Below are 25651 nucleotides of genomic sequence, written 5' to 3' on the forward strand. Positions count from 1 at the left end.
TAACCGATGCCGTTGCCCGCGACCGACGCGCAACTCAACGCGCTGCTGGACGAGATCCCCGCACTTGCTGGACGGCCGCGGCAACTGGAGGAGTTGTCGGGCGGGCTGACGAACTGCAACATCAAAGTCACCACCCCGGACGGGGTCTACGTCGCCCGCTGCGTCGATACCTCCAACAACTACCTGGCCATCGACCGCGACGACGAGTACCACAACTCCGTGGCCGCAGAGCGTGCCGGCGTCGGCGCCCCAGTGATCGATTACCGCCCCGACCTGGGCATCCTGCTGCTGGGCTACCTCAATGGAAAGACGTTGTCAAACAGGGACTTTCAACGACACGAGATACTGGCCAAGGTGGCGGTGGGCTGCCTGGCCCTGCACTCCGGTCCCCGATTCCGCAACCGCTTCGACATGTTCGAGCGTCAGCCGTCATATCTGAGAACGGTGTTGGACAACGGCTTCAGAATGCCTGCGGACTATCTCGACTACGCCGATACCTTCGACAGCATCCGCGATGCGCTGAGCGGCGCCGATCGCACCACCGTGCCGTGCAACAACGATCTGCTTGCGGAGAACTTCATCGAAGACGGCGAGCGGGTCTGGATCATCGACTACGAGTACTCCGGCAACAACGATCCGTGCTTCGAGCTCGGCAACATCTGGAGTGAGTGCGGCCTGACCACCGACCAGCTCGCCGAACTGGTGACCGCCTACTACGGCAGGCCGTTGCGTCACAAGATCGCGCGGGCACACCTGCAGGGCATCGTCGCCAAATACGGCTGGACGCTGTGGGGCTGCATCCAAAGTGCCTCGAGCGCAATCGAGTTCGATTTCTGGACCTGGGGGATGGAGCGTTACCAAGCCGCCGTTGCCGAGTTCAACAGCCCGCACTTCGAGCGGCTCCTCGAAGACATCCACGCGAAGGATTGAGAAGCTACATGGCCACCAGTTCGGTTCCCGACCGCGCCCACGTCGTCATCATTGGTGGCGGTGTCATCGGCACCAGTGTCGCCTATCATCTGACCAAGCTCGGCTTGGCCGATGTCGTCCTGCTCGAACAGGGCCAATTGTCCTGCGGCACAACCTGGCACGCCGCAGGGCTGGTCGGTCAGCTGCGGGCGTCCGAGAGCGCGACCCGGCTGGTGCAGTATTCGACACAGTTGTACGCCGAACTCGAGGCCGAGACCGGACTGTCCGCAGGCTACAAGCAGTGCGGGGGAGTGACGGTCGCGCGGACCGAGGACCGGATGATCCAGTTGCGGCGCACCGCCGCCAACGCCGCCGCCTTCAACATGGAATGCGAACTGCTCACCGGCGACGAAGCGCTGGAGCACTATCCGGTGATGCGTGTCGACGACCTCGTCGGAGCGATCTGGCTGCCCGGTGACGGCAAGGCCAACCCGACGGACTTGACCTTCGCGCTGGCCAAAGGGGCCAGGATGCGCGGAGCCCGCATCACCGAAAAGGTCCGGGTCACCGGTGTTGTCACCCGCGACGGCCGGGCGGCGGGGGTACGCACGGACCATGGCGACATCGAGGCGGAAATCGTCGTCAACTGTGCGGGCCAATGGGCCAAGCAGGTGGGCGCGATGGCTTCAGTCAACGTGCCGTTGCACTCCGCCGAGCACTTCTACGTGGTCAGCGAGCACATCGACGGCGTGCATCCCGACCTGCCGATCCTGCGAGATCCCGACGGTTACACGTATTTCAAGGAGGAGGTCGGCGGCCTGGTCATCGGCGGCTTCGAGCCCGAGGCCAAGCCCTGGGTCGCGCCCGACGAGATTCCCTACCCGTTCGAGTTCCAACTCCTCGACGAGGATTGGGACCACTTCGAGATCCTGATGAACAATGCGCTGCTGCGCATCCCCGCGCTCGAGACGACGGGAATCAAGAAGTTCTACAACGGGCCCGAGAGCTTCACGCCCGACAACCAGTTCCTCCTCGGCGAAGCACCGGAGGTGGCCAACTTCTTCGTCGGCGCTGGGTTCAATTCGGTCGGCATCGCGACCGCGGGGGGCGCGGGCCGGGCACTGGCCGAGTGGATTGTCAACGGCGCGGCGACCAGCGATCTGACCAGCGTCGACATCCGCCGGTTCGCGCCGTTCAACGGCAACAACCGGTGGCTGCGGGACCGGGTCGCCGAGGTGCTCGGCATCCACTACGAAATCCCATGGCCCAACCGCGAGATGACAACGGCGCGGCCGTTCCGCCGGTCACCCGTGCATCACTTGCTGCAAGCCGCTGGGGCGAACTTCGGCAGCAAGATGGGCTGGGAACGGGCCAACTTCTTCGCCCCCGACGGGGTCGCGCCGACGATCGAATACACCTGGGGCAAGCCTAACTGGCTGCCATGGTCGGCCGCGGAACAGATCAACACCCGCACGGGTGTCACGGTGTTCGACCAGACCTCGTTCTCCAAGTACCTGCTCGTCGGCCGCGACGCCGAGGCAGCGCTGCAGTGGCTGTGCACCGCCGACGTGGCCGTTGCGATCGGCGCCTCGGTCTACACCGGAATGCTCAACGCGCGCGGCACCTACGAATCCGACGTCACGGTCACCCGCACCGGTGTCGACGAATTCTTGATCGTCAGCAGCGCGGCCACCACTGAGCGCGACAAAGACCACATCCGGAAGAATCTGCCCGACGGAGCGAGTGCCGCACTGGTCGACGTGACCTCGGCGTATGCGGTGTTCGGGGTGATGGGCCCGAAGTCTCGCGACCTGTTGTCCGCGCTGACATCGGCCGACCTTTCCGACGACGCGTTCCCGTTCGCCACCAGCCAACAGATCCCCATCGGATATGCCACCGTGCGTGCCACCCGAATCACCTATGTCGGCGAATTGGGTTGGGAACTCTACGTTCCCGCCGAGTTCGCCGTCGGCGTCTACCAGGATCTGATGGCGGTGGGCGCGCAGTTCGGCGTCGGACCCGGCGGCTACTACACGATCGACTCGTTGAGACTGGAAAAGGGGTACCGCGCGTTCGGCCGCGAGCTGTCCCCGAGTGAGAATCCCGTCGAAGCCGGCTTGTTGTTCGCGTGCAAGTTGAAAACAGATATCGCGTTCCTCGGTCGTGAAGCCGTCGAGAAGGCAAAGGCCGAAGGCCCGCGTAAGAAGCTCGTGGGGTTCAAAGTGGATTCGCCCGACCCGATGTTGTGGGGTGGCGAATTGCTCACCCGTGACGGCGTCGTCGCCGGCCAGGTGACCTCCGCGGCATGGGGCGAGGCGACCGGGTCCTGCGTCGGGCTGGCGTATGTGCGCGCTGCCGACAACTCGGTCATCGACGTCGACTGGGTGACCGCGGGCAGCTACGAGGTGAACGTCGGCGGACAGTTGTATCCGGTCGCTGTGTCGACCAAGCCGCTTTACGATCCGACGAACGCGCGCATTCGCCCCTAGCCGGACCTCAGCTGCGGAAAGCTGTAGCCCGTGGCGACCGAATTCCGACTGCTCGGCGACGTGGAGGCCCGAGTCGACGGGCAGCGCCTGGAAATCGGTCACGTCCGTCAGCGGTGCGTTCTGGTCGCCCTGCTGGTGAACGTCAACCAACCTGTCTCCGCCGATCAGCTCATCGACCGCGTATGGGCCAACGACCCGCCGCACAAGGAGCGCAACGCGCTGGCGGCCTACCTCTCGAGGCTTCGCCACCTCTTCGCCGATGCACCGGACGTTCAGATCGTCCGCGAACCCGGCGGATACAAACTGACAGCCGACCCGCTGTCGGTCGACCTGCACCAGTTCCGGCACGCGATCACGCAGGCCCGCGCGACCGCGGAACCAGTCGAAGCGGCGGCCAAGTTCGAAGCCGGACTGAACCTGTGGCGCGGTGAGCCATTCGCGTCGATCGACACGCCGTGGGTCAACGACGTCCGGACTGCGCTTGAGTCCGAACGGCTTTCGGCGCAGCTGGACCGCAACGATGCCGCGCTGCGCGCAGGCAGGCATACCGAATTGCTCGGCGAGCTCACCGCGGCGGTGCAAACCCAGCCGCTCGACGAGCGGCTCGCCGCGCAGTTGATGCTGGCGCAGTACCGCAGCGGCCGACAGGCCGACGCTCTGGCCACCTTCACCCGTGTCCGCGACCGACTCGCCGACGAACTGGGCGTCGATCCGAGCCCGTCGCTGCGGGAGGTGTATCAGACGATCCTGGTAGGCGAACCCGCGCAGAAGCCAGCGCCTGTCAGCCGCCCACAGTCCGATTTGCCACGCCGGACAACCACTTTCATCGGCCGCGCACAAGAGGTGCGGCGAGTGACCGCGGCCCTACAGGACGCGGCACTGGTCACGCTGACCGGTGTGGGTGGCGTCGGCAAGACCCGCCTCGCGCTCGAAACAGCCAGCGCTGCAACGGACCGCTACGCCGACGGCGTGTGGTTCTGCGAACTGGCGCCCGTCGAGAGCGGCGCGGTCAGCCACGCGTTGGCGGCCACCTTGCGGTTGCAGCAACAGCAGGGCCTCGGCGTCGAGGACACGCTCATCGAGTATCTGCGCTCTCGTGAACTGCTGCTGGTCGTCGACAATTGCGAACACGTGCTCGACGCCGCCGCGGCGATACTCGACCGGATCGCGCGGCACTGCGCCACGGTGTCGGTGCTGGCCACCAGCAGGGCGGCGCTCGGAGTGGAAGGCGAACGGCTGCTTGGTGTCTCGCCGCTGACCGATGCCGAAGCCGCCCAACTGTTCGCCGACCGCGCCAAAGCCGGCAGGCCCGACTTCGACCTCGAGCACGAACCCGTCGGTGCGGTCGCCGAGATCTGCAGGCGACTCGACGGGCTGCCGCTCGCAATCGAATTGGCAGCGGCGAGGATGCGCGTGATGAGCAGCCTTGACGTGGCGCGGCGACTTGACGGGCTTCGCCTGCTCAGCGGGGGTTCCAGAAGCGCGCATCCCCGGCAGCAGAGCCTTGTCGCGACCATTGACTGGTCCTACCACCTGCTCACGGGGCCAGAGCAGTCGCTGTTCATGCGGTTGTCGGTGTTTGCCGGCGGATTCGACCTCGACGCGGCGCACGGGGTATGCGCCGACAGCGGCGCTGACGAACACGACACGCTCGAGTCGCTGACCGGGCTCGTCGAGAAGTCGATGGTGACTTTGCGCGGCGGAACCGACCGGTCACGATTCGGCCTACTGGAGACGCTACGGGCATACGGTCGCAATCGATTGCGCCACAACGGCCTTGGGGACACCTACGCGGCGCGGCACGCGGCCTACTACACCGAGCTTGCCGAGCGGGCGGCCGCGGGTATGCACACCGCCGATGAACGCGGGTGGGTGGAGCGGATGACCCCCGACTACGACAACCTGCGCGCCGCATACGAACACGCCCTCGCGACAGGCGATATCGACCTCGCGCTGCGACTGGTCACGTCGATGGTCGAACTCGCGCATCTGCGCGTTGGCTACGAGGCGTCGGGCTGGGCCGAACATCTGATCGAGGTGACGGACTCCGATCACCCTCTGTTCGCCGCAACTGTCGGATTCGCCGCGCGCGGGGCATGGAACCGCGGCGATTTCGCTCGGGCGCGGGCTCTGGCGACCAAAGCGCATGGACGTAACCCCGGCCGCGGCACCGGTCGCGTCGGGTACCCGGGCGACGTGCTCGCGGATCTGGCTCTCTACGAAGGTGATCCGCACGCCGCGTTGAGGCACTATGAGGCCGAGGCGGCGCGTGCGCGAGGCGACGAGGACCCGGTTCGGTTGGTGTGGACGTTGTTCTATCTGGCGATCTGCCATGCCGTGTTGCGCGATCCCGCCGCCGGCTTACCCGCCGCCGAGGAATCGGTCCGTGTCGCCGACAGCACGGCCAATCCGACTGCGCGGTCGATGGCACGGTACGCGCTCGGCCTTGTGCTGAAGAAGTCCGAGCCGGAGCGCGCACTCGCCCTGTTCGACGAGGCGGCGGAGCTGGCCGCGTCCGTCCAGAATTTCTGGTGGCACGGCATCGCGCTGATGGAGGCTGCGGCAACCCGCGCGGTACACGGCGATCCCGCAACGGCGGCACGGCTTTTCATCGATGTGCTCGACCACTGGGATCGGGTGGGCGACTGGAGTCAGCAATGGCTCAACCTGCGGTACGTCACGCGATTGCTGAAGCGCCTTGGCGCCCACGACGACGCCGCCACGCTGCACCGTGCCCTGGTTTCGGCGGGTAAGGCCTCACCACTGCGCGACCAGCAGGCGGGCGGCGCGGGGTTGACCGGTGCGCAGGCTGTCGCCATGGCGCTCGCCGGCCTGCGCCGCTTCGGCTGAACCCGCGGTGACCAGGCGATTTCACAATTGCCGAACCGTCGCCGAACGCGCGCAGGCCATTGTCAGCGTGAACCGATCAGCAGATCCGAGGAGGACGACATGAGCACCGCTGAACAAGAACGGCTGTATGACTACGAAGCCGACCGTGCGCTGAAGGCCAAACATCGTGCGTTGTGGGCGTCGGGCGACTACCCCGCCGTCGCCGCGGAGTTGATCCCCGAACTCGGGCCCGAACTCGTGCGGGCCAGCGCAGTCACACCCGGCGTCCGGGTCCTCGACGTGGCAGCAGGGTCGGGCAACGCCGCCATACCCGCCGCGGCGGCGGGCGCGGTGGTCACCGCCAGTGACCTGACACCCGAGATGTTTGACGTCGGCAGGCGGAACGCGGCAGCGCGTGGCGTCCAACTGGAGTGGGTCGAGGCCGACGCGGAGGCGATGCCGTTCGCGGACAACAGTTTCGACGTTGTGATGTCGTGCGTCGGCGTGATGTTCGCGCCGCACCACCAGGCCGCCGCCGACGAGTTGATTCGGGTCTGCAGGCCGGGCGGCACCATCAGCTTGATCAATTGGACACCCGAGGGCTTTCTCGGCAACCTGTTCGCCACCATCAAGCCGTATGCGCCCCCGCCGCCGCCCGGCGCCAGTCCCGCGCCACTGTGGGGCGACGAGGATCACGTGCGGACACTGTTCGGCGAACGGGTTACCCACCTGACGACGCGGCGGCAGACCGTGCGCCTTGACCACTGCGCCGACGCGGTGGAGTTTCGCGAGTACTGGAAGCGCAACTACGGCCCGACCATCGCGGCCTACCGGTTCAACGAGGACAACGAGGAACGAGTCGAAGCCCTGGATCGCGACTTCCTGACGTTTCTGACACAGTGGCAACGGGACGGAGTCTGGGACGCCGAGTATCTGTTGGTGACCGCCACCAAGCGTTAAAACATTGGCATGATCATCTGAACATCTAGACAGATGAGCGGGCGGCGGCATAGGCTCGCCAGATGACCATCGCCGAACAGCCCGAAGCGAAGGTTTCCAAGCAATTCAACCGGCAATTCGACCGCACGGACTGGACGACGATCGCCGCGATGGCCGGCGTGGTCGTGGCGCTGCACCTCTTCGGCTGGGGTGCGCTGGTCTTCGGGGTGGCACCGCAGCACATCACCCTCGGATCGGCCGGTGTGTTCGGCATCGGGCTCGGCGTGACCGCCTACCTGCTCGGGGTGCGCCACGCGTTCGACGCCGATCACATCGCCGTCATCGACAACACCACCCGCAAGCTGGTCGGTGAGGGCACCAGGTCGCTATCGGCCGGATTCTGGTTCTCGCTCGGACATTCCAGTGTGGTGTTCGGGCTGGCGTTTCTGCTGGCGATCGGCGTGCGTGCGGTGGTGGGCCCGGTGCAGGACGAGGGTTCGCCGCTGCTGCAGACCCTCGGCCTGATCGGCTCGTTGGTGGCGGGGACGTTTCTGATCCTGATCGGGTTGTCGAACCTGTTCGCCGCGGTGGGCATCGCCAAGGTGTTCCGCCGGATGCGCTCCGGCGAACTCGACGAGGCCGAACTCGAGCGGCAACTCGAGAGCAGGGGATTCCTGGCGAGGATCTTCGCCAGGGTGATGCGCCGGGTCAGCAAGCCGTGGCACCTCTACCCGGTCGGGCTGCTGATGGGCCTTGGCTTCGACACCGCGACACAGGTGGCGCTGCTGGTGCTCGCCGCGGGAACGGCGGCCTTCACGCTGCCCTGGTACGCGATCCTGGTGCTGCCCGTGCTGTTCGCCGCGGGGATGAGCCTGTTCGACGCGCTCGACGGCATCCTGATGTCGAGGGCTTATGGCTGGGCGTTTCTGCAACCGGTTCGCAAGGTCTACTACAACCTCACGGTGACGGTGCTGTCGGTGATCGTCGCGCTGGTGATCGGCGTCATCGTGCTCTCCGGTCTGGTGGCCGACCGCCTCGGCATCCATTCGGGTCCACTGGCCGCGATCGCGTCGGCCAACCTGGAGTTCGTCGGGTTCATGATCGTCGGTTTGTTCATCGCGGCGTGGTTGATCGCCGTCGCGGTCTGGCGGTTCGGGCAGGTCGAGAAGCGGTGGGCGCCTGCCGTCGACGCGCCGTAGCGCGGTCTGGACTAGTGCCGTTTGGACGGCGGCCACGGCGGTTCGCCGCATAGCGACAACAACGCGTTCTCGACCACTTCTGGCAGTGCCGGGTGGATCCAGTACTGACCACGGGCCATGTCCTGCGCCCGCAGGTCGAACGACATCGCCTGAATCAACGGCTGAATCAGCGACGCCGCCTGGTGACCCATGATGTGGGCGCCCAGTATCAGCCCGCTGTCCTCGTCGACGACGATCTTCGCGATGCCGGTGGTGTCCTCCATGGCCCACCCGTAAGCCACGTCGCCGAAGTCCTGGATCTTCACCTTGATTTTGAATCCCTTTGCCCGCGCCTCGTTTTCGGTGAGGCCGACGCTGGCGATCTGCGGGTCGGTGAACACCGCCGACGGCACATACCGGTGGTTGGACGACATCAGCGCCTCGGTGTCGTCCCAGTCCTGCAACAGGTTGTGCTTGACCACGCGGGCCTCGTGGTTGGCTACGTGCTTGAGCTGATAGTCCGACGACACGTCGCCAAGCGCGAAGACGTTGCGTGCCGAGGTGCGCTGGAACTGATCGACCACCACCTGCCCGCTGGCGTTGACCTTCACGCCCGCGTGTTCGGCGTCGAGAAGGTCGCCGTTGGGCACCCGCCCGGTCGCCACCAGCAGCACATCGCCGCGCACGATCGAACCGTCCGTGCAATGGATCTCCACCCCGTCGCCGACGGCACGTGCGTCGGCCAACTCGTGGTGGTTGCGGAGTTCCCACTTCTTGCTCGCGATGTCGGTGAAGCGCATCGTGATGTCGTCGTCGTGGCCGCGGAGCAGCGAACTGCCGCGGATCAGCATCGTCACCCGACTGCCGAGCGACGAAAAGACATGGGCGAACTCACATGCCACGAATCCGCCGCCGATGATGATGAGATGCTCAGGCACCTCGGCGATACGCATGATGGTGTCGCTGGTGTGATGCGGCACACCGCATTCGGCCACCGCGTCCGGCACCACCGCGCGCGCCCCGGCGGCGATCACCACCTGATCGGCGGTGAACTCGTCGCCGTCGTCGGTGCGCAGCACGTAGCGACCGTCGGGAAGCGTCGGCCGGAACCGGGTGTGGCTGGCGAACACCTGCACATTGGGTGAGGAGCGGCGGTAGTTCTCACCACCGAGCGCGATCGGGTCGATACGCCCGAACACCCGCGAGACGATATCGGTCCACCGCACCCCGTCGAGGTGCGCGTCGACGCCGAATCGTGCTGAGTCCTGCACGGTTTGGGCGACATCGCCGGCGTAGACGAACATCTTCGTCGGGATGCAACCGACGTTGAGGCACGTGCCGCCGAAGGTACCGTGCTCGCAGATCGCCACCCGCTTGTCGGCGTAGCGCTCGTCGAGGATCGAGTTACCGGAGCCAGTGCCGATGATCGCGATGTCGAAATGGCTCATGTCATCACCCTCGCTCGGTCTGTATTGCCGCATCAGTGGTTTCGGCCAGATACCAATCCAGCCAGTGGTCGAGCGCCCGATACGCAGCTTGGCGCGCCTCGGGCACCGACAGGAACACATCGTGCTTGGCGTCGGCGATCGGCACGATCGTCGTGTGGTTGCCGATGCAGCCGGCCCAGCGCGCGATCTGCTTGACGTCGAGCACGGCGTCGCCGCGTTGAATCTTGTTCGGATCCCTGCCCTCTCGCACGCTGTGGTCCGACCTCAGGATCAGGTTGGGCACGCCGACGTCGAGACCGCGATGCAGCTTGGCGTGTGCGCGCCGGATCGCGTGCAGCCAACCGAAAGTGACCGGGAATCCGCCGATCGGCTTCCACGCCAGGTTGTAGTCGAAGTCGCCGCCGTACTCCCTGTGCAGGGTGGCGCCGTAACCGCCTTCGGCCGGTGTCCGCAACACTCGCGTCTTGCGGACCCGGGAGACCGCGCCGATCAGTGCGCCAGTCGGAGCGGTGCGCAGGATCGCGGGCCCCTGCAGATCCAGCCACGGGCTGTTGAGGACCAGACCTGCGATGCGGCGCCTCGCGGTGTCACCGCGGCGGCGCACCCGGTCCAGCCACAGCGCAACCACGAGGCCGCCGGTGGAGTGGCCGTTGACCAGGATGGCGGCCTTCGGAACCTCCTCCGCGATCACGTCGAGCGTCCGCTCCAATTCGGTGTCGTAACGGGCAAGGTCGCTGGTGAAATGCGGCGTCTGCCCCTCTCGCCAGGACCGTCCGCACTTGTTCAGGTCGAGCGCGTAGACGGCGAAGCCCCTGGCCGCGGCGTGGTCGGCCTGGTCGGTGTTGAAGAAGTAGTCGGTGAACCCGTGCACCAGTAGCACGGCGTGTTTCGCCGACGGATCGGCCTCGCCGCGGCGCACCAGCGTGGCGACCAGGGCACCTTCGCCGTCGGGATCCGGGCCGAGGCTAAACGTCTGCTGCCAATATCCAGGCAGCACGTCGGGCTCCCATCCAGGCACAACAGCCACCTTAATGGCGTGCCGAACCGCGACCCGGGCCGATCAGGATCCGACCCCGGCGGGATAGCCTGAACAGCGATGTCTGACCCGAAGACCGCGCAGGCCGACGTCGTGCTGGTAGGCGCCGGCATCATGAGCGCCACGCTGGGTGCGCTGCTGCGGCAGGTGGAGCCGGACTGGTCGATCACGCTGATCGAGCGCTTGGACGGGGTGGCGGCCGAGAGCAGTTATGCGTGGAACAACGCCGGGACCGGCCACGCTGGGCTGTGCGAGCTGAATTACACGCCGCAGCGCCCCGACGGCTCTATCGAGATCAGCAAGGCGGTCCAGGTCAACGAGCAATTTCAAGTGACCCGGCAGTTCTGGGCGTACGCCGTCGAAAATGGGCTGTTGCCCGACGTCCGCAGTTTCCTGCATCCGATTCCGCACGTCAGTTTCGTGCGGGGGGCTGGGCCGGTCGGCTATCTGAAACGCAGGCACGACGCGCTCGTCGGCAATCCGCTGTTCGCCTCGATGGAGTTGATCGAGGACAGCGACGAATTCGCGCGGCGGCTACCGCTGATGGCCGGCGGGCGCGATCCGTCCGAACCGGTCGCGCTGGCGTGGGCGCAGGACGGCACCGACGTCGACTTCGGGGCGCTGTCAGCGCAACTGATCGGCTACGGCGCCGCGCGGGGCATGGCCACCCTGTTCGGCCACGAAGTGCGAAATCTCACCAAGCAATCGGACGGCAGCTGGACTCTGTCGGTCGCCAACCGCCGCACCGGGGAAAAGCGCAAGCTGACGGCGAAGTTCGTGTTCGTCGGTGCCGGTGGCGGCACCATTCCGCTGTTGCAGAAGTCGGGGATTCCCGAGGCCAACGGATTCGGCGGTTTTCCGGTCGGCGGCGCGTTCCTGCGAAGCGACGAGCCCGAGCTGACCACGGCGCACCGCGCCAAGGTGTACGGCTTGCCGCCGCCGGGTGCACCGCCGATGGCCGGTTCGCACCTGGACGCCCGGGTGATCAACGGCAAACCATGGCTACTGTTCGGGCCGTTCGCCGGGTGGTCGCCCAAATTCCTGAAGCACGGCAGCGTCACCGATCTGCCGTCGTCGGTGCGGCCCAACAACCTGTTGCCGATGGTCACGACCGCGACGTCGCAGGCGAGGTTCGTGACATACCTGGTCGGTCAGCTCGTGCAGTCACACTCCGAACGGGTGCACGCGTTGCGCGAATTCCTGCCCACCGCAGTCGAATCCGACTGGGAGCTGGACGTCGCCGGGCAGCGGGTGCAGGTGATCCGCCGGGTCAAGGGCCGCGGCGGAGTGCTCGACTTCGGCACGTCGGTGCTGGCCGCCGGCGACGGAACGATCGCCGGTCTGCTGGGTGCCTCGCCGGGCGCATCGACAGCGGTGCCTGCGATGCTCGACGTCATGGCGCGCTGTTTTCCCGACCGCTATCCGACGTGGTCGCCCAAGCTTCAAGAGATGGTGCCCTCGCTTGGCACCGAATTGTCGAAGGAACCGTCGCTGTTCGAGGAGGTCTGGTCGTGGGGCACCAAGGTACTGGGGTTGGATAAGCAATTGGATTCCGTCAGCAACACGCCGGTGGCCGCGCAGTGACCGTCGCGCTGCGCCGCAGTTGGGCCAAGGACCTCGACGCCGCGACGCTCTATGAGCTGCTCAAGTTGCGTGTCGAGGTGTTCGTGGTCGAGCAGGCCACCCCGTATCCGGAGCTGGACGGTCGTGACCTGGACGCCGAGACCCGCCACTTCTGGCTGGAAGGTCCCGACGGCGAAGTGATCTCGACGCTGCGGCTGATGGAGGAACATCCCGGAGGGCACAAGGGCTTCCGCATCGGCCGGGTCTGCACCAAACGCAGCGCCCGCGGCCACGGCCACGCCAACCGGCTACTGCAGGCCGCGTTGGCAGAAGTCGGCGACTATCCCTGCCGGATCAACTCGCAGACCTACCTCGCGGAGATGTACAGCAGGCACGGCTTCGTCCGTGACGGCGAGGAGTTCCTCGACGACGGCATCCCTCACGTGCCGATGATCAAGGCGGGCGCGCACACGTGACACCGAGCTATCCGTTCAGCGCGATCGTCGGCCATGAGCGGCTGCGGTTGGCGCTGCTGCTGTGCGCGGTGCGGCCGGAGATCGGCGGCGTGCTGATCCGCGGGGAGAAGGGCACCGCGAAGTCGACAGCGGTCCGCGCGTTGGCGCATGTGCTCGACGAAATCGACGGAGCGGCACTGGTCGAGTTGCCGATAGGTGCGACCGAGGACAGGGTGGTCGGCTCGCTGGATCTGCAGAAGGTCCTTCGTGACGGGGAGCACGCATTCTCGCCGGGCCTGTTGGCCCGCGCGCACGGTGGCGTGCTGTATGTCGACGAAGTCAACCTGCTGCACGATCATCTGGTCGACGTGATCCTCGACGCCGCCGCGATGGGCATGGTGCACGTTGAGCGCGACGGCGTTTCACACAGTCACGAAGCGCGTTTCGTGCTGATCGGCACGATGAATCCCGAAGAAGGCGAACTGCGCCCGCAGCTCCTCGACAGGTTCGGGCTGACCGTCGACGTGCAGGCCTCCCGCGACGTCGAGGTGCGCGCGGAGGTGATTCGGCAGCGGATGGCGTTCGAGGCCGACCCGGCCGGGTTCGCCGACCGGTATGCCGAGGCGGACGCCGAGGTGGCCCGCCGGGTGGCGGGCGCGCGTGCGTTGGTGGGGACAGTGGAGTTGCCGGACAACGAGTTACGTCGCATTGCGGCGCTGTGCGCGGCGTTCGACGTCGACGGTATGCGGGCCGACCTTGTGGTTGCGCGGACCGCGGTCGCGCACGCGGCCTGGCGCGGCGCCGACACGGTGACCGAAGAGGACATTCGGGTGGCCGCCGAACTGGCGCTGCCGCACAGGCGGCGGCGCGATCCGTTCGACGACCCTGGGCTGGATGAGCAACAGCTGGACGACGCGATGGTCCGAGCAGGCGAATCGGCCGACGAGCCGGAGCCCGATCCGGATCCACCGGGCGGGGGCGGATCAGAAACTGGCACAGAAAACTCGATGCCGCAACGTGATTCGGGTTCACAGTCGCGGCCGAGCGCGGCGCCCTCACCGGTGTTCCGGACTCGCGCGCTTGTGGTACCCGGCGTTGGCGAAGGCGCGCCGGGTCGCCGGTCGCGGGCCCGCAACCGCACCGGAAAGGCGATCTCGGCGACGCAGGACTGGGATGCGGGCCACGGCGTGCATGTATTCGGGACACTGCTGGCCGCCGCGGGCCGTCAGCAGCGGGCAGGACGGCCGCGTCCAGAAGCACGCGATGTGCGGCGATCGATAAGGGAAGGGCGCGAAGGCAATTTGGTCATCTTCGTCGTCGATGCCTCAGGTTCGATGGCGGCGCGTGACCGGATGTCTGCGGTCGGCGGTGCGACACTGTCGTTGCTGCGCGACGCGTACCAGCGCCGCGACAAGGTCGCGGTGATCACGTTCCGGCAGCAGGAGGCCCGGTTGCTGTTGCCGCCGACGTCGTCGGTGCACATCGCGAGCAGACGGCTTACGCGCTTCGACACCGGTGGGAAAACGCCTCTCGCGCAAGGGTTGCTGGCCGCCCGCGATGTGGTGGTGCGGGAGAAGGCGCGTGACAGAGCGCGCCGCAGCCTGGTCGTCGTGCTCACCGACGGGCGCGCGACCGGTGGCCCCGACCCGCTGGGCCGCGCGCGAACCGCCGCAGGACTACTGGTCGCAGAGGGCGCAGCGGCTGTCGTCGTGGATTGCGAAACGTCGTATGTCCGTTTGGGTTTGGCCGAGCAGTTGGCCGTCCAGCTGGGCGCCCCCGCGGTGCGGTTGGCGCATCTGCGGGCCGACGCACTCACCGACGTCGTGCGCACCGCCGCGTAAGGAGGCCGTGATGCCACAGGGTCAACCGCTCATCGTCCCCGACGACGGCCTGACCACGCGTGCCCGTCGCAACGCGCCGCTGCTCGCAGTGCACACGGGCGCAGGCAAGGGCAAGTCGACTGCGGCGTTCGGCATGGCGCTGCGGGCCTGGAATCAGGGCTTCGACATCGCGGTGTTCCAGTTCGTCAAGAGCGCGAAGTGGAAAGTCGGCGAGGAGGCCGCATTCGGTGCACTCGGACGGTTGCACGACGAGCACGGAGCGGGTGGGCCGGTCGAGTGGCACAAGATGGGTTCGGGGTGGTCATGGTCGCGCAAGCAGGGCAGCGAGGTCGACCACGCGTCGGCCGCCGCCGACGGCTGGGCCGAGATCGCGCGCAGGCTGGCCGAGCAGCGGCATGGCTTCTATGTGCTCGACGAGTTCACCTATCCGTTGAAGTGGGGCTGGATCGACGTCGATGAGGTAGTCGCAACGTTGGCCGACCGGCCAGGTACGCAGCACGTGGTGATCACTGGGCGCGATGCGCCGCAGCAGTTGCTCGACGCGGCCGACCTGGTGACCGAGATGACGAAGGTCAAGCACCCGATGGACGTGGGCCGCAAGGGCCAGAAGGGCATCGAGTGGTGAGGTCGACCGGCGCGAGGGCCCACACGTGAGTAGGGGACGACCTCGAATTGCCAACAATTGCGGCGTGTCGGCGTGCAGACACGGTCACTCGCGGGCAGGGGTGACGTGAGTACGCCTGCGGTGGTCGTTGCCGCTCCTGCGTCGGGAAGTGGAAAGACCACTGTCGCAACGGGTTTGATGGGTGCATTGCGGCGCGCGGGGCGGCGTGTCGCGCCGTTCAAGATAGGCCCGGACTTCATCGACCCCGGTTATCACGCGCTCGCCGCGCTGCGGCCCGGCCGCAACCTGGACCCGGTGCTGGTGGGCGATTCACTGATCGGCCCGCTGTACCGGCACGGCAGCGCGGATGCGGACATTGCTGTCGTCGAGGGCGTGATGGGGTTGTTCGACGGCCGCATCACCGACAGTGTGACGGCCGAGGGTTCCACGGCACATGTCGCCGCGCTGCTGGGCGCCCCGGTGGTCCTGGTGGTCGACGCCAGGGGGCAGAGCCACAGCATTGCGGCTCTGCTGCATGGCTTTTCGACGTTCGATCAGTCGGTGCGCATTGCCGGGGTCATCCTCAACCGCGTCGGCTCGGCGCGGCACGAGGAGGTGCTGCGGCAGGCCTGCGGGCACGCGGGCGTGCCGGTGTTCGGTGCCATCCCGCGCGCCGACGCGCTGGCCGTGCCGTCCCGGCATCTCGGCCTTGTCACCGCTGTCGAGCACGGCGAACAGGCCAGAGCCGCCGTCGACGCGATGACCGAATTGGTGAGCAGGCACGTCGATCTCGCGGGCATTGCGGCCGTGGCGGGCAGCAGGGTGGCCGACGAGCCATGGCAGCCCGCCGTCGCCGAACCCGTGGCCGCGAACGTCACGGTCGCCATGGCGGCAGGCAAGGCATTCTCGTTCGGCTACACCGAACACCGGGAACTGCTGTGCGCGGCGGGCGCCGACGTCGTCGAATTCGACCCGCTGACCGCTCCGCTGCCGCAGTCGACCGATGCGATCGTGATACCCGGCGGATTCCCCGAACAGTTCGGCGTCGACCTTTCGGCCAACGACGTTGTCCGCCAGCAGATCCATCAGCTGGCTGCCCGCGGCGCCCCGATCCAGGCGGAATGCGCGGGATTGACGTATCTGGTCGACGACCTCGACGGGCATCCGATGTGCGGTGTGCTGTCCGGATCCGCCCGGTTCACCGATCGGCTGGCGCTGGGCTACCGGGAGGTCGTCGCGGTGGCCGAATCCTCGCTGCACGCCGTCGGTGACCGCGCCATGGGTCACGAATTTCACCGCACCACAGTCTCGTTCGCCGAGGATTACCCGCCCGCATGGATGTTCGCCGGGGGAGTCCGCGACGGCGCCGTCGACCGTGGCGTGCACGCGTCGTATCTGCACACCCACCCGGCCGCGCATCCGCAGGCGATCTCCCGCTTCGTCACCACGGCCGCAGCCTCTAAGCTCGCCGGGTGACTTCCGCGCACGCGAGGGGCGAAACGACCTCGGAGAACGCCTACCTCGTCGGCCTGCGCCTGGCCGGCAAGAAGGTCGTCGTCGTCGGCGGTGGCACCGTTGCGCAGCGCCGTCTGCCGCTGCTGATCGCCAACGGTGCCGATGTGCACGTGATCACCCGCAGCGCCACCCCTGCCGTCGAAGGCATGCCAGGAATCACGTTGACGCTGAGGGAGTTTCGCGACGGTGACCTCGACGACGCCTGGTATGTGATCGCGGCCACCGACGACCCGGCCGTCAACGCCGCCGTCGTCGCCGAGGCCGATCGCAGGCACATCTTCTGTGTGCGCGCCGACATCGCCCGCGAGGGCACTGCGGTCACACCGGCCTCATTCGAATACGAAGGGCTGTCCGTCGGAGTGCTGGCCGGCGGTGAGCACCGCCGGTCGGCGGCCATCCGATCGGCCATCCACGAGGCGCTGCAACAGGGTGTCATCACGGCGGAGACGCCGGGGGTGGTGCAGGGCGGCGTCGCGCTGGTCGGCGGGGGACCCGGCGACCCTGAGCTGATCACCGTGCGAGGCAGGCGGCTGCTGGCGCATGCCGACGTCGTCGTCGCCGACCGGCTGGCACCCCAGGAACTGTTGGCCGAACTGCCGCCGCACGTCGAGGTCATCGATGCGGCAAAAATCCCGTACGGCCGCGCGATGGCCCAGGACGCGATCAACGAAGTGATGATCGACCGGGCCAAGGAAGGCAAGTTCGTCGTCCGGCTCAAAGGCGGCGATCCGTTCGTGTTCGCGCGCGGGTACGAAGAGGTGATCGCGTGTGCCGACGCCGGGATTCCCGTCACCGTGGTGCCGGGTGTGACAAGTGCCATAGCAGTTCCCGCGCTGGCCGGCGTTCCGGTCACCCATCGGCATGTCACGCATGAATTCGTGGTGGTCAGCGGCCACGTTGCGCCCGACCACCCCGAATCGTTAGTGAATTGGAATGCGCTGGCTGCGATGTCAGGCACGATCGTGTTGCTGATGGCCGTCGAGCGCATCGAACTGTTCGCCAAGGCGTTGCTCGAGGGCGGTCGACCTGCGGATACGCCGGTGCTCGTCGTGCAGCACGGCTCGACGTCCGCACAGCGAACTTTGCGCGCCACGCTCGCCGACGCGTCTGATCGCATTCGTGAGGAGGGCATCAGGCCGCCCGCGATCATCGTGATCGGGTCTGTAGCGGCCTTCGCCGGTTAAAGGATTCTTAAGATTACTGTAAGGTAACCAGCTATGACGGCTCTCAACGACGCAGAGCGAGCTGCCATCCGCCGCGATGCCGAGGGCGGGGCTAACAGGGGGCGTCCATTGCACGTGGAGCACACGGGAATGGGGCAAACGGGCAGGTCCCCAGCCTGGCTGCCGTCGCGACGGTTCGTCGCCGCGGTGATCGCCATCGGCGGCATGCAGCTGCTCGCCACCATGGACAGCACTGTCGCCATCGTCGCGCTTCCTAAGATCCAGGATGAGCTCAGCCTGACCGACGCCGGTCGCAGCTGGGTGATCACCGCCTACGTGCTCACCTTCGGCGGCCTGATGCTGCTCGGCGGTCGGCTCGGCGACACCATCGGCCGCAAGCGCACCTTCATCGCCGGTGTCGCGCTGTTCACCATCGCCTCGATCCTGTGCGGGCTGGCGTGGAACGAGGCGACACTGGTCACCGCGCGACTGCTGCAGGGGGTCGGCGCGGCGATCGCATCGCCGACGGCGCTGGCGCTGATCGCCACCACGTTCCCGAAGGGACCTGCGCGCAACGCCGCCACCGCGATCTTCGCCGCGATGACCGGTGTCGGCTCGGTGATGGGCCTGATCGTCGGGGGCGCACTGACCGAGGTGTCCTGGCGGTGGGCGTTCTTGATCAACATCCCGATCGGCCTGCTGATGATCCAGCTGGCACGCACCACGCTTCGCGAGACGCACCGGGAGCGGCTGAAGCTCGACGCGGCCGGCGCGATTCTTGCGACGCTGGCGTGCACGTTCGCGGTGTTCGGCTTCTCGATGGGCCCCGAACATGGCTGGCTCAAGCCGTTGACGGTCGGGTCAGGAGTGGCCGCGCTCGCCTTCTTCATCGCGTTCCTCTACGTCGAGCGCACCGCGGAAAACCCCGTCGTGCCTTTCGAACTCTTCAAAGAGCGCAACCGGGTGGCGACCTTCGCCGCGGTCTTCCTCGCCGGCGGCGTGATGTTCACGCTGACGGTGCTCATCGGCCTGTACGTGCAGGACATCATGGGCTACAGCGCGTTGCGGGCGGGTGTCGGCTTCATCCCGTTCGTCATCGCGCTCGGCGTCGGCCTCGGCCTGTCGTCGCATCTGGTGTCGCTGTTCCCGCCAAGGGTGCTGGTCATCGCCGGTGGCGTGCTGGTGCTCGGGGCGATGCTCTACGGCTCGACGCTCAACGGCGGCATCCCGTACTTCCCGAACCTGGTGCTGCCCATCACGGTCGGTGGTTTCGGCATCGGCATGATCGTCGTTCCGCTGACCGTGTCCGCGATCGCGGGAGTGGGCTTCGACCAGATCGGACCGGTGTCGGCGATCGCGCTGATGTTGCAGAACCTCGGCGGGCCGGTGGTGCTGGCCGTGATCCAGGCGGTCATCACGTCGCGCACGCTGTACCTCGGTGGCACCACCGGGCCGGTCAAGAACATGGACAGCACGCAGTTGCACGCCCTCGACCAGGGCTATACCTACGGGCTGCTGTGGGTGGCCGCGGTCGCGGTGATCGTCGGCGCGGTGGCGCTGTTCATCGGCTACACCTCCGAGCAGGTGGCGCACGCGCAGGAAGTCAAGGACGCGATCGACAGCGGAGAGCTTTAGCTCGACATTGGGTGTGAGCGAGCTTTATCGATTTGAGCCTCGGTAGGCTGGCAAGCCATGTCTGCCGGGGAGTCGACTGAGCGCTCCGCGGCGCCCGCTGCGCAACCACTCTCGTCGTCGGTGCTCGGCGTCGCGATCATCGCGATCACCGGCATGCAGCTGATGTCCACGCTCGACGGCACCATCGTCATCGTCGCGCTGCCGCGCATGCAGGCCGAGTTGGACCTCTCCGACGCGACCAAGAGCTGGGTCATCACCTCCTACGTCCTGACGTTCGGCGGGCTGCTGCTGCTCGGCGGTCGCGTGGGCGACGCGATCGGCCACAAACGGGCGTTCCTGTCCGGCGTCGGAGTGTTCACGATCGCCTCGCTGGTCTGCGGGCTGGCCATCGACCCGGCCACGCTGATCGCGGCCCGCGCTGTGCAGGGGGCGGGCGCGGCGGTGGCGGCGCCCACCGGCCTGGCCCTGATCGCGACGACATACGCCGTCGGCGAAGCCCGCAACAGAGCCCTCGCGGTGTCGGCGGCGATGCAGGGCATCGGTTCGGTGCTCGGCCTTGTGCTCGGCGGTGCGCTCACGGTGATCTCGTGGCGGTTGGCCTTCCTCATCAACGTGCCGATCGGCATCGCGATAATCGCGATCGCGGTGTTCCGGTTGGGTGAGACGTATCACGAACGACTCAAGCTCGACGTCACCGGTGCGCTGCTGGCCACGCTGGGCTGCACATCGGCGGTGTTCGTGTTCACGCAGGGGCCGCCGCGCGCCTGGGTCGACCCGTGGGTGATCGGCGCGGGGATCGCCTCGGCGGCGTTCTTCATCGCGTTCCTGATCGTCGAGCGCACGGCCGAGCACCCGATCGTGCCGTTCTCGGTGTTCGACAACCGCAACCGGGTGATGACGTTCGTCTCGCTGTTCTTGGCAGGCGGGGTACTGCTGACGCTGACCGTGATGATCGGACTTCTGGTGCAGGACGTGCTCGGCTATTCGGCGCTGAAGGCGGGCGTCGGCTTCATCCCGTTCGCGATCGCGTTCGGCATCGGCAGCGCTGCGGCGGCCCGACTGGCCCCGCACGTCGCGCCGCGCTGGCTGATCATCGGCGGCGGGATCTTCGTTCTCGGCGCAATGCTCTACGGTTCGACGCTCGATCGCAGCATCCCGTATTTCCCTGACCTGTTCGCCCCGATCGTCGTCGGCGGATTCGGCATCGGGATGATCGCGGTGATCCTGCCGCTGTGCGCGGTGGCCGAGGTCGGTCCGCGCGAGATCGGCCCGGTGTCATCGATCACGCTGATGGTGCAGAACCTCGGCGGACCGCTGGTGTTGGTGGTGATCCAGGCCGTGCAGACGTCGCGCACTTTGTGGCTGGGTGGAACGACCGGACCGGTCAAGGACATGACGCCCGCGCAGTTGGACGCGCTGGGTCACGGCTACACCTACTCGCTGCTGTGGGTGGCGGGCATCGCGGTCATCGTCGGTGTCGCCGCGTTCTGGATCGGCTTTTCCGCGCGCCAGATCGCCACCGCGCAGCACACCCGCGACGCGGTGGAAGCCGGTGAGCTGTGATCGACGACGACGCGAGACCGACGCGGCAGCAGATCTCCGCCGCGGTCGACCCGGCAGGCTGGTGCCTGATCCTCGGCGCCATCTGCGCAGAGGTGCCCGCCTCGACGCTGGCCGAGGCGACGGAGGTTGCGGCACTTGCGGTTTCGGCCGCAGGCCGCGACGGCCAAGGGCATCTGACCGTCGACATCCGCGCGGATCGCGCCGTGCTGCGCCTGCAGTCCGCCGATGGCTGCCGGGTCACCGGCCGCGACATCAGGTTGGCCCACCAGGTGTCGGGCGTACTGGAGTCGCGGGGGTGGCGGCCAGGGCCCGGCACCGTGCAGGCACTCGAGATCGCGATCGACGCCATCGACATACCACTGGTCCGGCCGTTCTGGAAGGCGGTCACCGGGTACGTCGACGAACCGGGTTCCGAACTGAACGCGGCGCTGATCGACCCCGCCGGGCTGGCACCCGCGATTTGGTTCCAGCAGATGAAAACGCCTCGACCGCAACGCAATCGGATTCACCTGGACGTCGACGTGCCGCACCGGGCGGCCAGGGCGCGCGTCGATGCGGCGATCGCCGCGGGCGGCAGGCTGTTGTCCGACGCCGCCGCGCCCGCGTTCTGGGTGCTCGCCGATCCCGAGGGCAACGAGGCATGCGTGTGCACATGGCAGGGCCGCGATTGACGTGGCTGTGGCCGACCGCCTCCGCGACGCCATCACGCCGCGCACGCTGCTGCTTGGTGTCGGCGTGCTGGTGTTGCAGTTCGCGTTCATCCTGTCCTACCTCGGCGCCTTCCACTCGCCGCAGCCGCACCGGATTCCGGTGACCGTCGTGGCGCCGCCGCAGGTCGCCGATCAGCTGGTCGACCAACTCAACGCGGTGTCCGGTGAACCGGTGCATGCCACCGCGTCGAACCACGAGATCGAGGCGAGGCAGGCACTGCGCCGTGGCGAGACCTCCGCGGTCTACGTGGTCAGCCGCGCGGGAACCCGTGATTCGCTGCTGGTCGCATCCGGCGGCGGGACGTCCGTCGCGACCGCCGCCGAGCAGTTGTTCACCCTCGCCGCACAACAGCACGGCCGCACCGTGGCCGTGCAAGACCTCGTGCCGCTCAGCCGCGGGGATGTGCGTGGGTTGTCCGGCTTCTACCTCGTCATCGGCTGGGCTGTCGGTGGCTGCCTGTTCGCGGCCATGCTCGGTGTCGCCAAGGGCTCGCGTCCGGCCGCGCTGCCGCGGGCGCGATGGCGGCTGGGCGCGACACTGCCGTATGCGCTGGTCTCCGGTCTTGGCGGCGCGACGATCGCCGGACCGATGCTCGGCGCGCTCGACGGCCACTTCTGGCCGGTCGCCGTAATCGGTGTGCTGGTGACACTTTCGGCTGCCACGGTGACGATCGCGCTGCAGACGCTGTTCGGAGTCATCGGCATCGCGCTGACCGCGGTGATCTTCGTGATCCTCGGCAACCCGTCGGCAGGCGGTGCGTACCAGGCACCGTTGCTGCCGCCGCTCTGGCGGGCGATCAGCAGTTACCTGCCCAACGGCGCGGGCACCGACGCCATTCGGCGCATCGTCTATTTCGACGCGCACGGCCTCACCCATCCGATCGTCGTGCTCGCGGTGTGGATCATCGGCGGTGCGACGCTGACGCTGGTGGGCTCGGCGGTCGTCAAGCACCCACGTCAGTAAGCTGACCCGCTGTGATCACCCGCATGTCCGAGCTGTTCCTGCGCACCCTGCGTGACGACCCCGCCGACGCAGAGGTGCCCAGCCACAAGCTGCTGATCCGGGCCGGCTATGTCCGCCCGATCGGTCCTGGGCTTTACAGCTGGCTGCCGCTCGGCCTGCGCGTACTGCGCAAGATCGAGAGGATCGTGCGCGCTGAAATGAATGCCATCGGCGGACAGGAAATTCTGTTTCCCGCGCTGTTGCCCAAGGGGCCGTACGAAGTGACCAATCGGTGGACCGAATACGGCGACGGCGTGTTCCGCCTTCAGGACCGGCGCAAGAACGACTACCTGCTTGGCCCGACGCACGAAGAGCTGTTCGCGCTGACGGTCAAGGGCGAGTACAGCAGTTACAAGGACTTTCCTGTGCTGCTGTATCAGATTCAGACGAAATACCGCGACGAAGCCAGGCCGCGCGCGGGCATCCTGCGCGGCCGCGAGTTCGTGATGAAGGATTCGTATTCCTTCGACGTCGACGACGCCGGGCTCGAGGCGGTATACCTGCGGCACCGGGAGGCATACCAGCGGATCTTCACCGCGCTGGGCATCCGTTACGTGATCGTCTCCGCGGTGTCGGGCGCGATGGGCGGCAGCGCATCCGAGGAGTTCCTCGCGGAAAGCGAAATCGGCGAGGACACCTTCGTGCGGTGCCTGGAATCGGGATATGCCGCCAACGTCGAGGCCGTCGTGACCGCCGTGCCCGAACCGTTGCCGGTCGAAGGGCAGCCCGAAGCCAAGGTGTACGACACCCCTGGCACCCCGACGATCGCCACGCTCGTGGCCTGGGCCAATTCCGTGTTGGACCGCGAGGTGACCGCTGCGGACACCCTGAAGAACGTGGTGCTCAAGACGCGAAGGCCCGGCGGCGACTGGGAGCTGCTCGCAGTCGGGGTGCCCGGTGATCGCGAGGTCGACGAGAAGCGGTTGGCTGCCGCGCTGGATCCCGCTGAGTACGCGCTGCTCGAGGATGCCGACTGGCCGAAGTATCCGTTCCTGGCGAAGGGCTACATCGGGCCGAAGGGGTTGATGGCCAACGGAGTTCGTTACCTCGTCGACCCGCGGGTGGTGGTCGGCACGTCATGGATCACCGGCGCCGACGAGCCCGGCAAGCATGTGGTGGGCCTGGTCGCGGGACGCGACTTCATCGCCGACGGCACGATCGAGGCGGCCGAGGTGCGCGACGGCGATCTGTCGCCCGATGGCGCAGGACCGCTCGTCTCGGCCCGCGGCATCGAGATCGGCCACATCTTCCAACTCGGCCGCAAATACACCAACGCGTTCGAGGTCGACGTGCTCGGCGAGGACGGCAAGCCGGTCCGGCTGACCATGGGTTCCTACGGGATCGGCGTGTCCCGGCTGGTGGCCGTCATCGCCGAACAGCACCACGATGAGCTGGGCCTTCGGTGGCCATCGTCGGTATCGCCGTTCCACGCTCATGTGGTGATCGCCAACAAGGACGAGGCCGCGCGCGCCGGCGCCGCCGAACTCGCCGCAGCGTTGGACCGGCTGGGCGTCGAGATCCTGCTCGACGACAGGCAGGCATCCCCCGGGGTGAAGTTCAAGGACGCCGAGCTGCTCGGCGTGCCGTGGATCATCGTCGTGGGCCGCGGCTGGGCTGACGGCGTCGTCGAGCTGCGTAACCGGTTCACCGGCGAGACGCGCGAGATCCCGGTCGCCAACGCGGCGGCCGACATCTCGGCGGCGCTCGCCGCGTAGCGGCTATTCGCTGCCGCCGGGAAACGCCACGGTGATCGGCGAAATGCCGAGCACCTTGCTCCACTGGGCCGCCCGCACCGCGCATTGCGCCAGCGCGGTCACCGCGAAGGATCTGGTCTTGTCGTCGCCTGCCTGCTCGATCACGGCGCGCCACGCGACGGCGTCGTCCTGTTCCATGCGCACCGCGAGGTTGGCGGCCGCGGTCGGATTGCCCACCTTGGTCGGCAACTGATAGCCGGCGGCAGGCAGCGGCGGGTCGATCGAGCGTGCCTCGAGCAGCGCGATGGCCGCTTCTCGTCGGTCCCGGTGCTCGGCCATCGCGGCCGACACCAGGTCGTTGACGTCCGGCGTCGAATGCGCCGACACCAACCCATAGCCGTATATGGTCGCGTGCTCGGCGGCGATCGCGTCGAACAGTGCGCCGTCCGCTGCATTGGCCGGCCTGTCGGGGGAGGGCTGTGGCGACGTCATTGCGCGGCCTTTGCCGGGGCCAGCGCGACGGTGTAGGCCGCGATGCACGAGGCGGCGATGGAGCCCAGCAGGCCTGCGCGATAGCCGGACTGTGTGGTCGCCAATTCGGTAGCGGTGTCGGCGGACTGACGCAGCGCCGCTATCACGTCCGCCGTGGTGGGCGGTTTGGCGGCCGGTGCGGTGGTGGTGGTCGACGTCGCCGTCGGCGCCTTGCTGCCCGCCATCCGCACGAGTTCGTCGGACAACGCCTGCGCATGGGCCGCCCGCTCGGAAGCCACCGCGGTCAACGCTTGAGCTGTCGGCGGCGGCGGCGTGGCCGATGCGGCGTCGCTGGCCAGTTGACTGTCGGCGCGCGCACGGTCGAGTTGCGCGGCGAGTTCGCCGACCTCGGGTGGCGGCGGAGGCTCTCCGCACCCCGCGGCAGCACCGCCGAGCAGGGCCAACACTGTGGCTGAGAACAATATTTGTCGTCTGCTCACGGTCGGCGGCAAGCTCGGCACGTGCAACATCCTGCCATTGCGCGCGGGCTGCGTATTCGCTGGACGCCGGTGCGCGTTTGCGGCTTGCGGCGGCCGCGCTGGCGTA

At 67.4% G+C, this 25651-nt stretch carries 20 protein-coding genes; 16 read left to right on the forward strand and 4 right to left on the reverse strand.

The genetic code is table 11. The features are described 5' to 3' along the window. The first annotated feature begins 6 nt into the window (after positions 1 to 6). From ACGFK1_RS03395 to ACGFK1_RS03415, 5 genes are all read left to right on the forward strand, one after another. Entirely contained in the window at positions 7 to 930 is a 924-nt protein-coding gene (locus ACGFK1_RS03395) for a phosphotransferase (RefSeq protein WP_393425538.1), read from the forward strand. 8 nt (positions 931 to 938) lie between these two features. Further along, a complete protein-coding gene (locus tag ACGFK1_RS03400; protein ID WP_393425541.1) occupies positions 939 to 3398 on the forward strand; it encodes an FAD-dependent oxidoreductase in 2460 nt (819 codons plus the stop codon). 30 nt (positions 3399 to 3428) lie between these two features. Continuing rightward, positions 3429 to 6248 (forward strand): BTAD domain-containing putative transcriptional regulator, encoded by a 2820-nt coding sequence (locus ACGFK1_RS03405; protein WP_393425544.1) that lies wholly within the window; start codon positions 3429 to 3431, stop codon positions 6246 to 6248. Positions 6249 to 6347: 99 nt separating this feature from the next. Continuing rightward, positions 6348 to 7187, forward strand: coding sequence for a class I SAM-dependent methyltransferase (locus ACGFK1_RS03410; protein ID WP_393425547.1), 840 nt, complete (start codon positions 6348 to 6350; stop codon positions 7185 to 7187). Between the two features lie 62 nt (positions 7188 to 7249). Beyond that, entirely contained in the window at positions 7250 to 8365 is a 1116-nt protein-coding gene (locus ACGFK1_RS03415) for a HoxN/HupN/NixA family nickel/cobalt transporter (protein ID WP_393425550.1), read from the forward strand. 11 nt (positions 8366 to 8376) lie between these two features. On the opposite strand, the gene mtr is transcribed toward ACGFK1_RS03415, so the two are convergent. Both mtr and ACGFK1_RS03425 read right to left on the reverse strand, forming a co-directional pair. After that, entirely contained in the window at positions 8377 to 9792 is a 1416-nt protein-coding gene (mtr, locus tag ACGFK1_RS03420) for a mycothione reductase (RefSeq protein ID WP_393425553.1), read from the reverse strand. A 4-nt stretch (positions 9793 to 9796) separates the two neighbouring features. Beyond that, on the reverse strand, positions 9797 to 10810 hold the full coding sequence (locus ACGFK1_RS03425; protein ID WP_393425556.1) for an alpha/beta hydrolase: 1014 nt from the start codon (positions 10808 to 10810) through the stop codon (positions 9797 to 9799). A 78-nt stretch (positions 10811 to 10888) separates the two neighbouring features. Here ACGFK1_RS03425 and mqo point away from each other — a divergent pair, with 78 nt between their 5' ends. The 11 genes from mqo to ACGFK1_RS03480 all read left to right on the forward strand — a co-directional run bounded on the left by mqo (position 10889) and on the right by ACGFK1_RS03480 (position 24595). Beyond that, complete coding sequence (mqo, locus tag ACGFK1_RS03430; RefSeq protein WP_393425559.1) at positions 10889 to 12412, forward strand: malate dehydrogenase (quinone); 1524 nt, start codon at positions 10889 to 10891, stop codon at positions 12410 to 12412. Continuing rightward, complete coding sequence (locus ACGFK1_RS03435) at positions 12409 to 12867, forward strand: GNAT family N-acetyltransferase (protein WP_393425562.1); 459 nt, start codon at positions 12409 to 12411, stop codon at positions 12865 to 12867. Before mqo ends, ACGFK1_RS03435 begins: the two co-directional genes overlap by 4 nt. After that, complete coding sequence (locus ACGFK1_RS03440) at positions 12864 to 14687, forward strand: magnesium chelatase subunit D family protein (RefSeq protein ID WP_393425565.1); 1824 nt, start codon at positions 12864 to 12866, stop codon at positions 14685 to 14687. Before ACGFK1_RS03435 ends, ACGFK1_RS03440 begins: the two co-directional genes overlap by 4 nt. A 10-nt stretch (positions 14688 to 14697) precedes the next feature. Beyond that, positions 14698 to 15312: a cob(I)yrinic acid a,c-diamide adenosyltransferase gene (cobO, locus tag ACGFK1_RS03445; RefSeq protein ID WP_393425568.1), complete on the forward strand. Its 615-nt coding sequence runs from the start codon at positions 14698 to 14700 to the stop codon at positions 15310 to 15312. A 105-nt stretch (positions 15313 to 15417) separates the two neighbouring features. Beyond that, positions 15418 to 16767 carry a cobyrinate a,c-diamide synthase gene (locus ACGFK1_RS03450; RefSeq protein ID WP_393425571.1) on the forward strand — a complete coding sequence of 450 codons (1350 nt, stop codon included), beginning with the start codon at positions 15418 to 15420 and terminating at the stop codon, positions 16765 to 16767. Continuing rightward, positions 16764 to 17990, forward strand: coding sequence for a uroporphyrinogen-III C-methyltransferase (gene cobA / locus ACGFK1_RS03455; protein ID WP_393425575.1), 1227 nt, complete (start codon positions 16764 to 16766; stop codon positions 17988 to 17990). Before ACGFK1_RS03450 ends, cobA begins: the two co-directional genes overlap by 4 nt. Before the next feature lie 129 nt (positions 17991 to 18119). After that, positions 18120 to 19604 carry an MFS transporter gene (locus ACGFK1_RS03460; protein ID WP_393425578.1) on the forward strand — a complete coding sequence of 495 codons (1485 nt, stop codon included), beginning with the start codon at positions 18120 to 18122 and terminating at the stop codon, positions 19602 to 19604. 57 nt (positions 19605 to 19661) lie between these two features. Further along, positions 19662 to 21167, forward strand: a complete 1506-nt coding sequence (locus ACGFK1_RS03465; RefSeq protein WP_393425581.1) for an MFS transporter — start codon at positions 19662 to 19664, stop codon at positions 21165 to 21167. Then, a complete protein-coding gene (locus ACGFK1_RS03470; RefSeq protein ID WP_393426334.1) occupies positions 21167 to 21838 on the forward strand; it encodes a VOC family protein in 672 nt (223 codons plus the stop codon). The genes ACGFK1_RS03465 and ACGFK1_RS03470 overlap by 1 nt, the downstream gene beginning before the upstream one ends. A 7-nt stretch (positions 21839 to 21845) precedes the next feature. After that, positions 21846 to 22841, forward strand: coding sequence for an ABC transporter permease (locus ACGFK1_RS03475; RefSeq protein WP_393425584.1), 996 nt, complete (start codon positions 21846 to 21848; stop codon positions 22839 to 22841). Between the two features lie 11 nt (positions 22842 to 22852). Continuing rightward, positions 22853 to 24595: a proline--tRNA ligase gene (locus ACGFK1_RS03480; protein ID WP_393425587.1), complete on the forward strand. Its 1743-nt coding sequence runs from the start codon at positions 22853 to 22855 to the stop codon at positions 24593 to 24595. Between the two features lie 3 nt (positions 24596 to 24598). On the opposite strand, the gene ACGFK1_RS03485 is transcribed toward ACGFK1_RS03480, so the two are convergent. Then, positions 24599 to 25066 (reverse strand): ferritin-like domain-containing protein, encoded by a 468-nt coding sequence (locus tag ACGFK1_RS03485; protein WP_393425590.1) that lies wholly within the window; start codon positions 25064 to 25066, stop codon positions 24599 to 24601. Continuing rightward, positions 25063 to 25575, reverse strand: a complete 513-nt coding sequence (locus ACGFK1_RS03490; protein ID WP_393425593.1) for a hypothetical protein — start codon at positions 25573 to 25575, stop codon at positions 25063 to 25065. Before ACGFK1_RS03490 ends, ACGFK1_RS03485 begins: the two co-directional genes overlap by 4 nt. Positions 25576 to 25651: the final 76 nt, after the last annotated feature.

Origin of the sequence: Mycobacterium sp. NPDC048908, from assembly GCF_043197955.1 — a bacterium.
In the GTDB taxonomy this organism is placed as follows: domain Bacteria; phylum Actinomycetota; class Actinomycetes; order Mycobacteriales; family Mycobacteriaceae; genus Mycobacterium.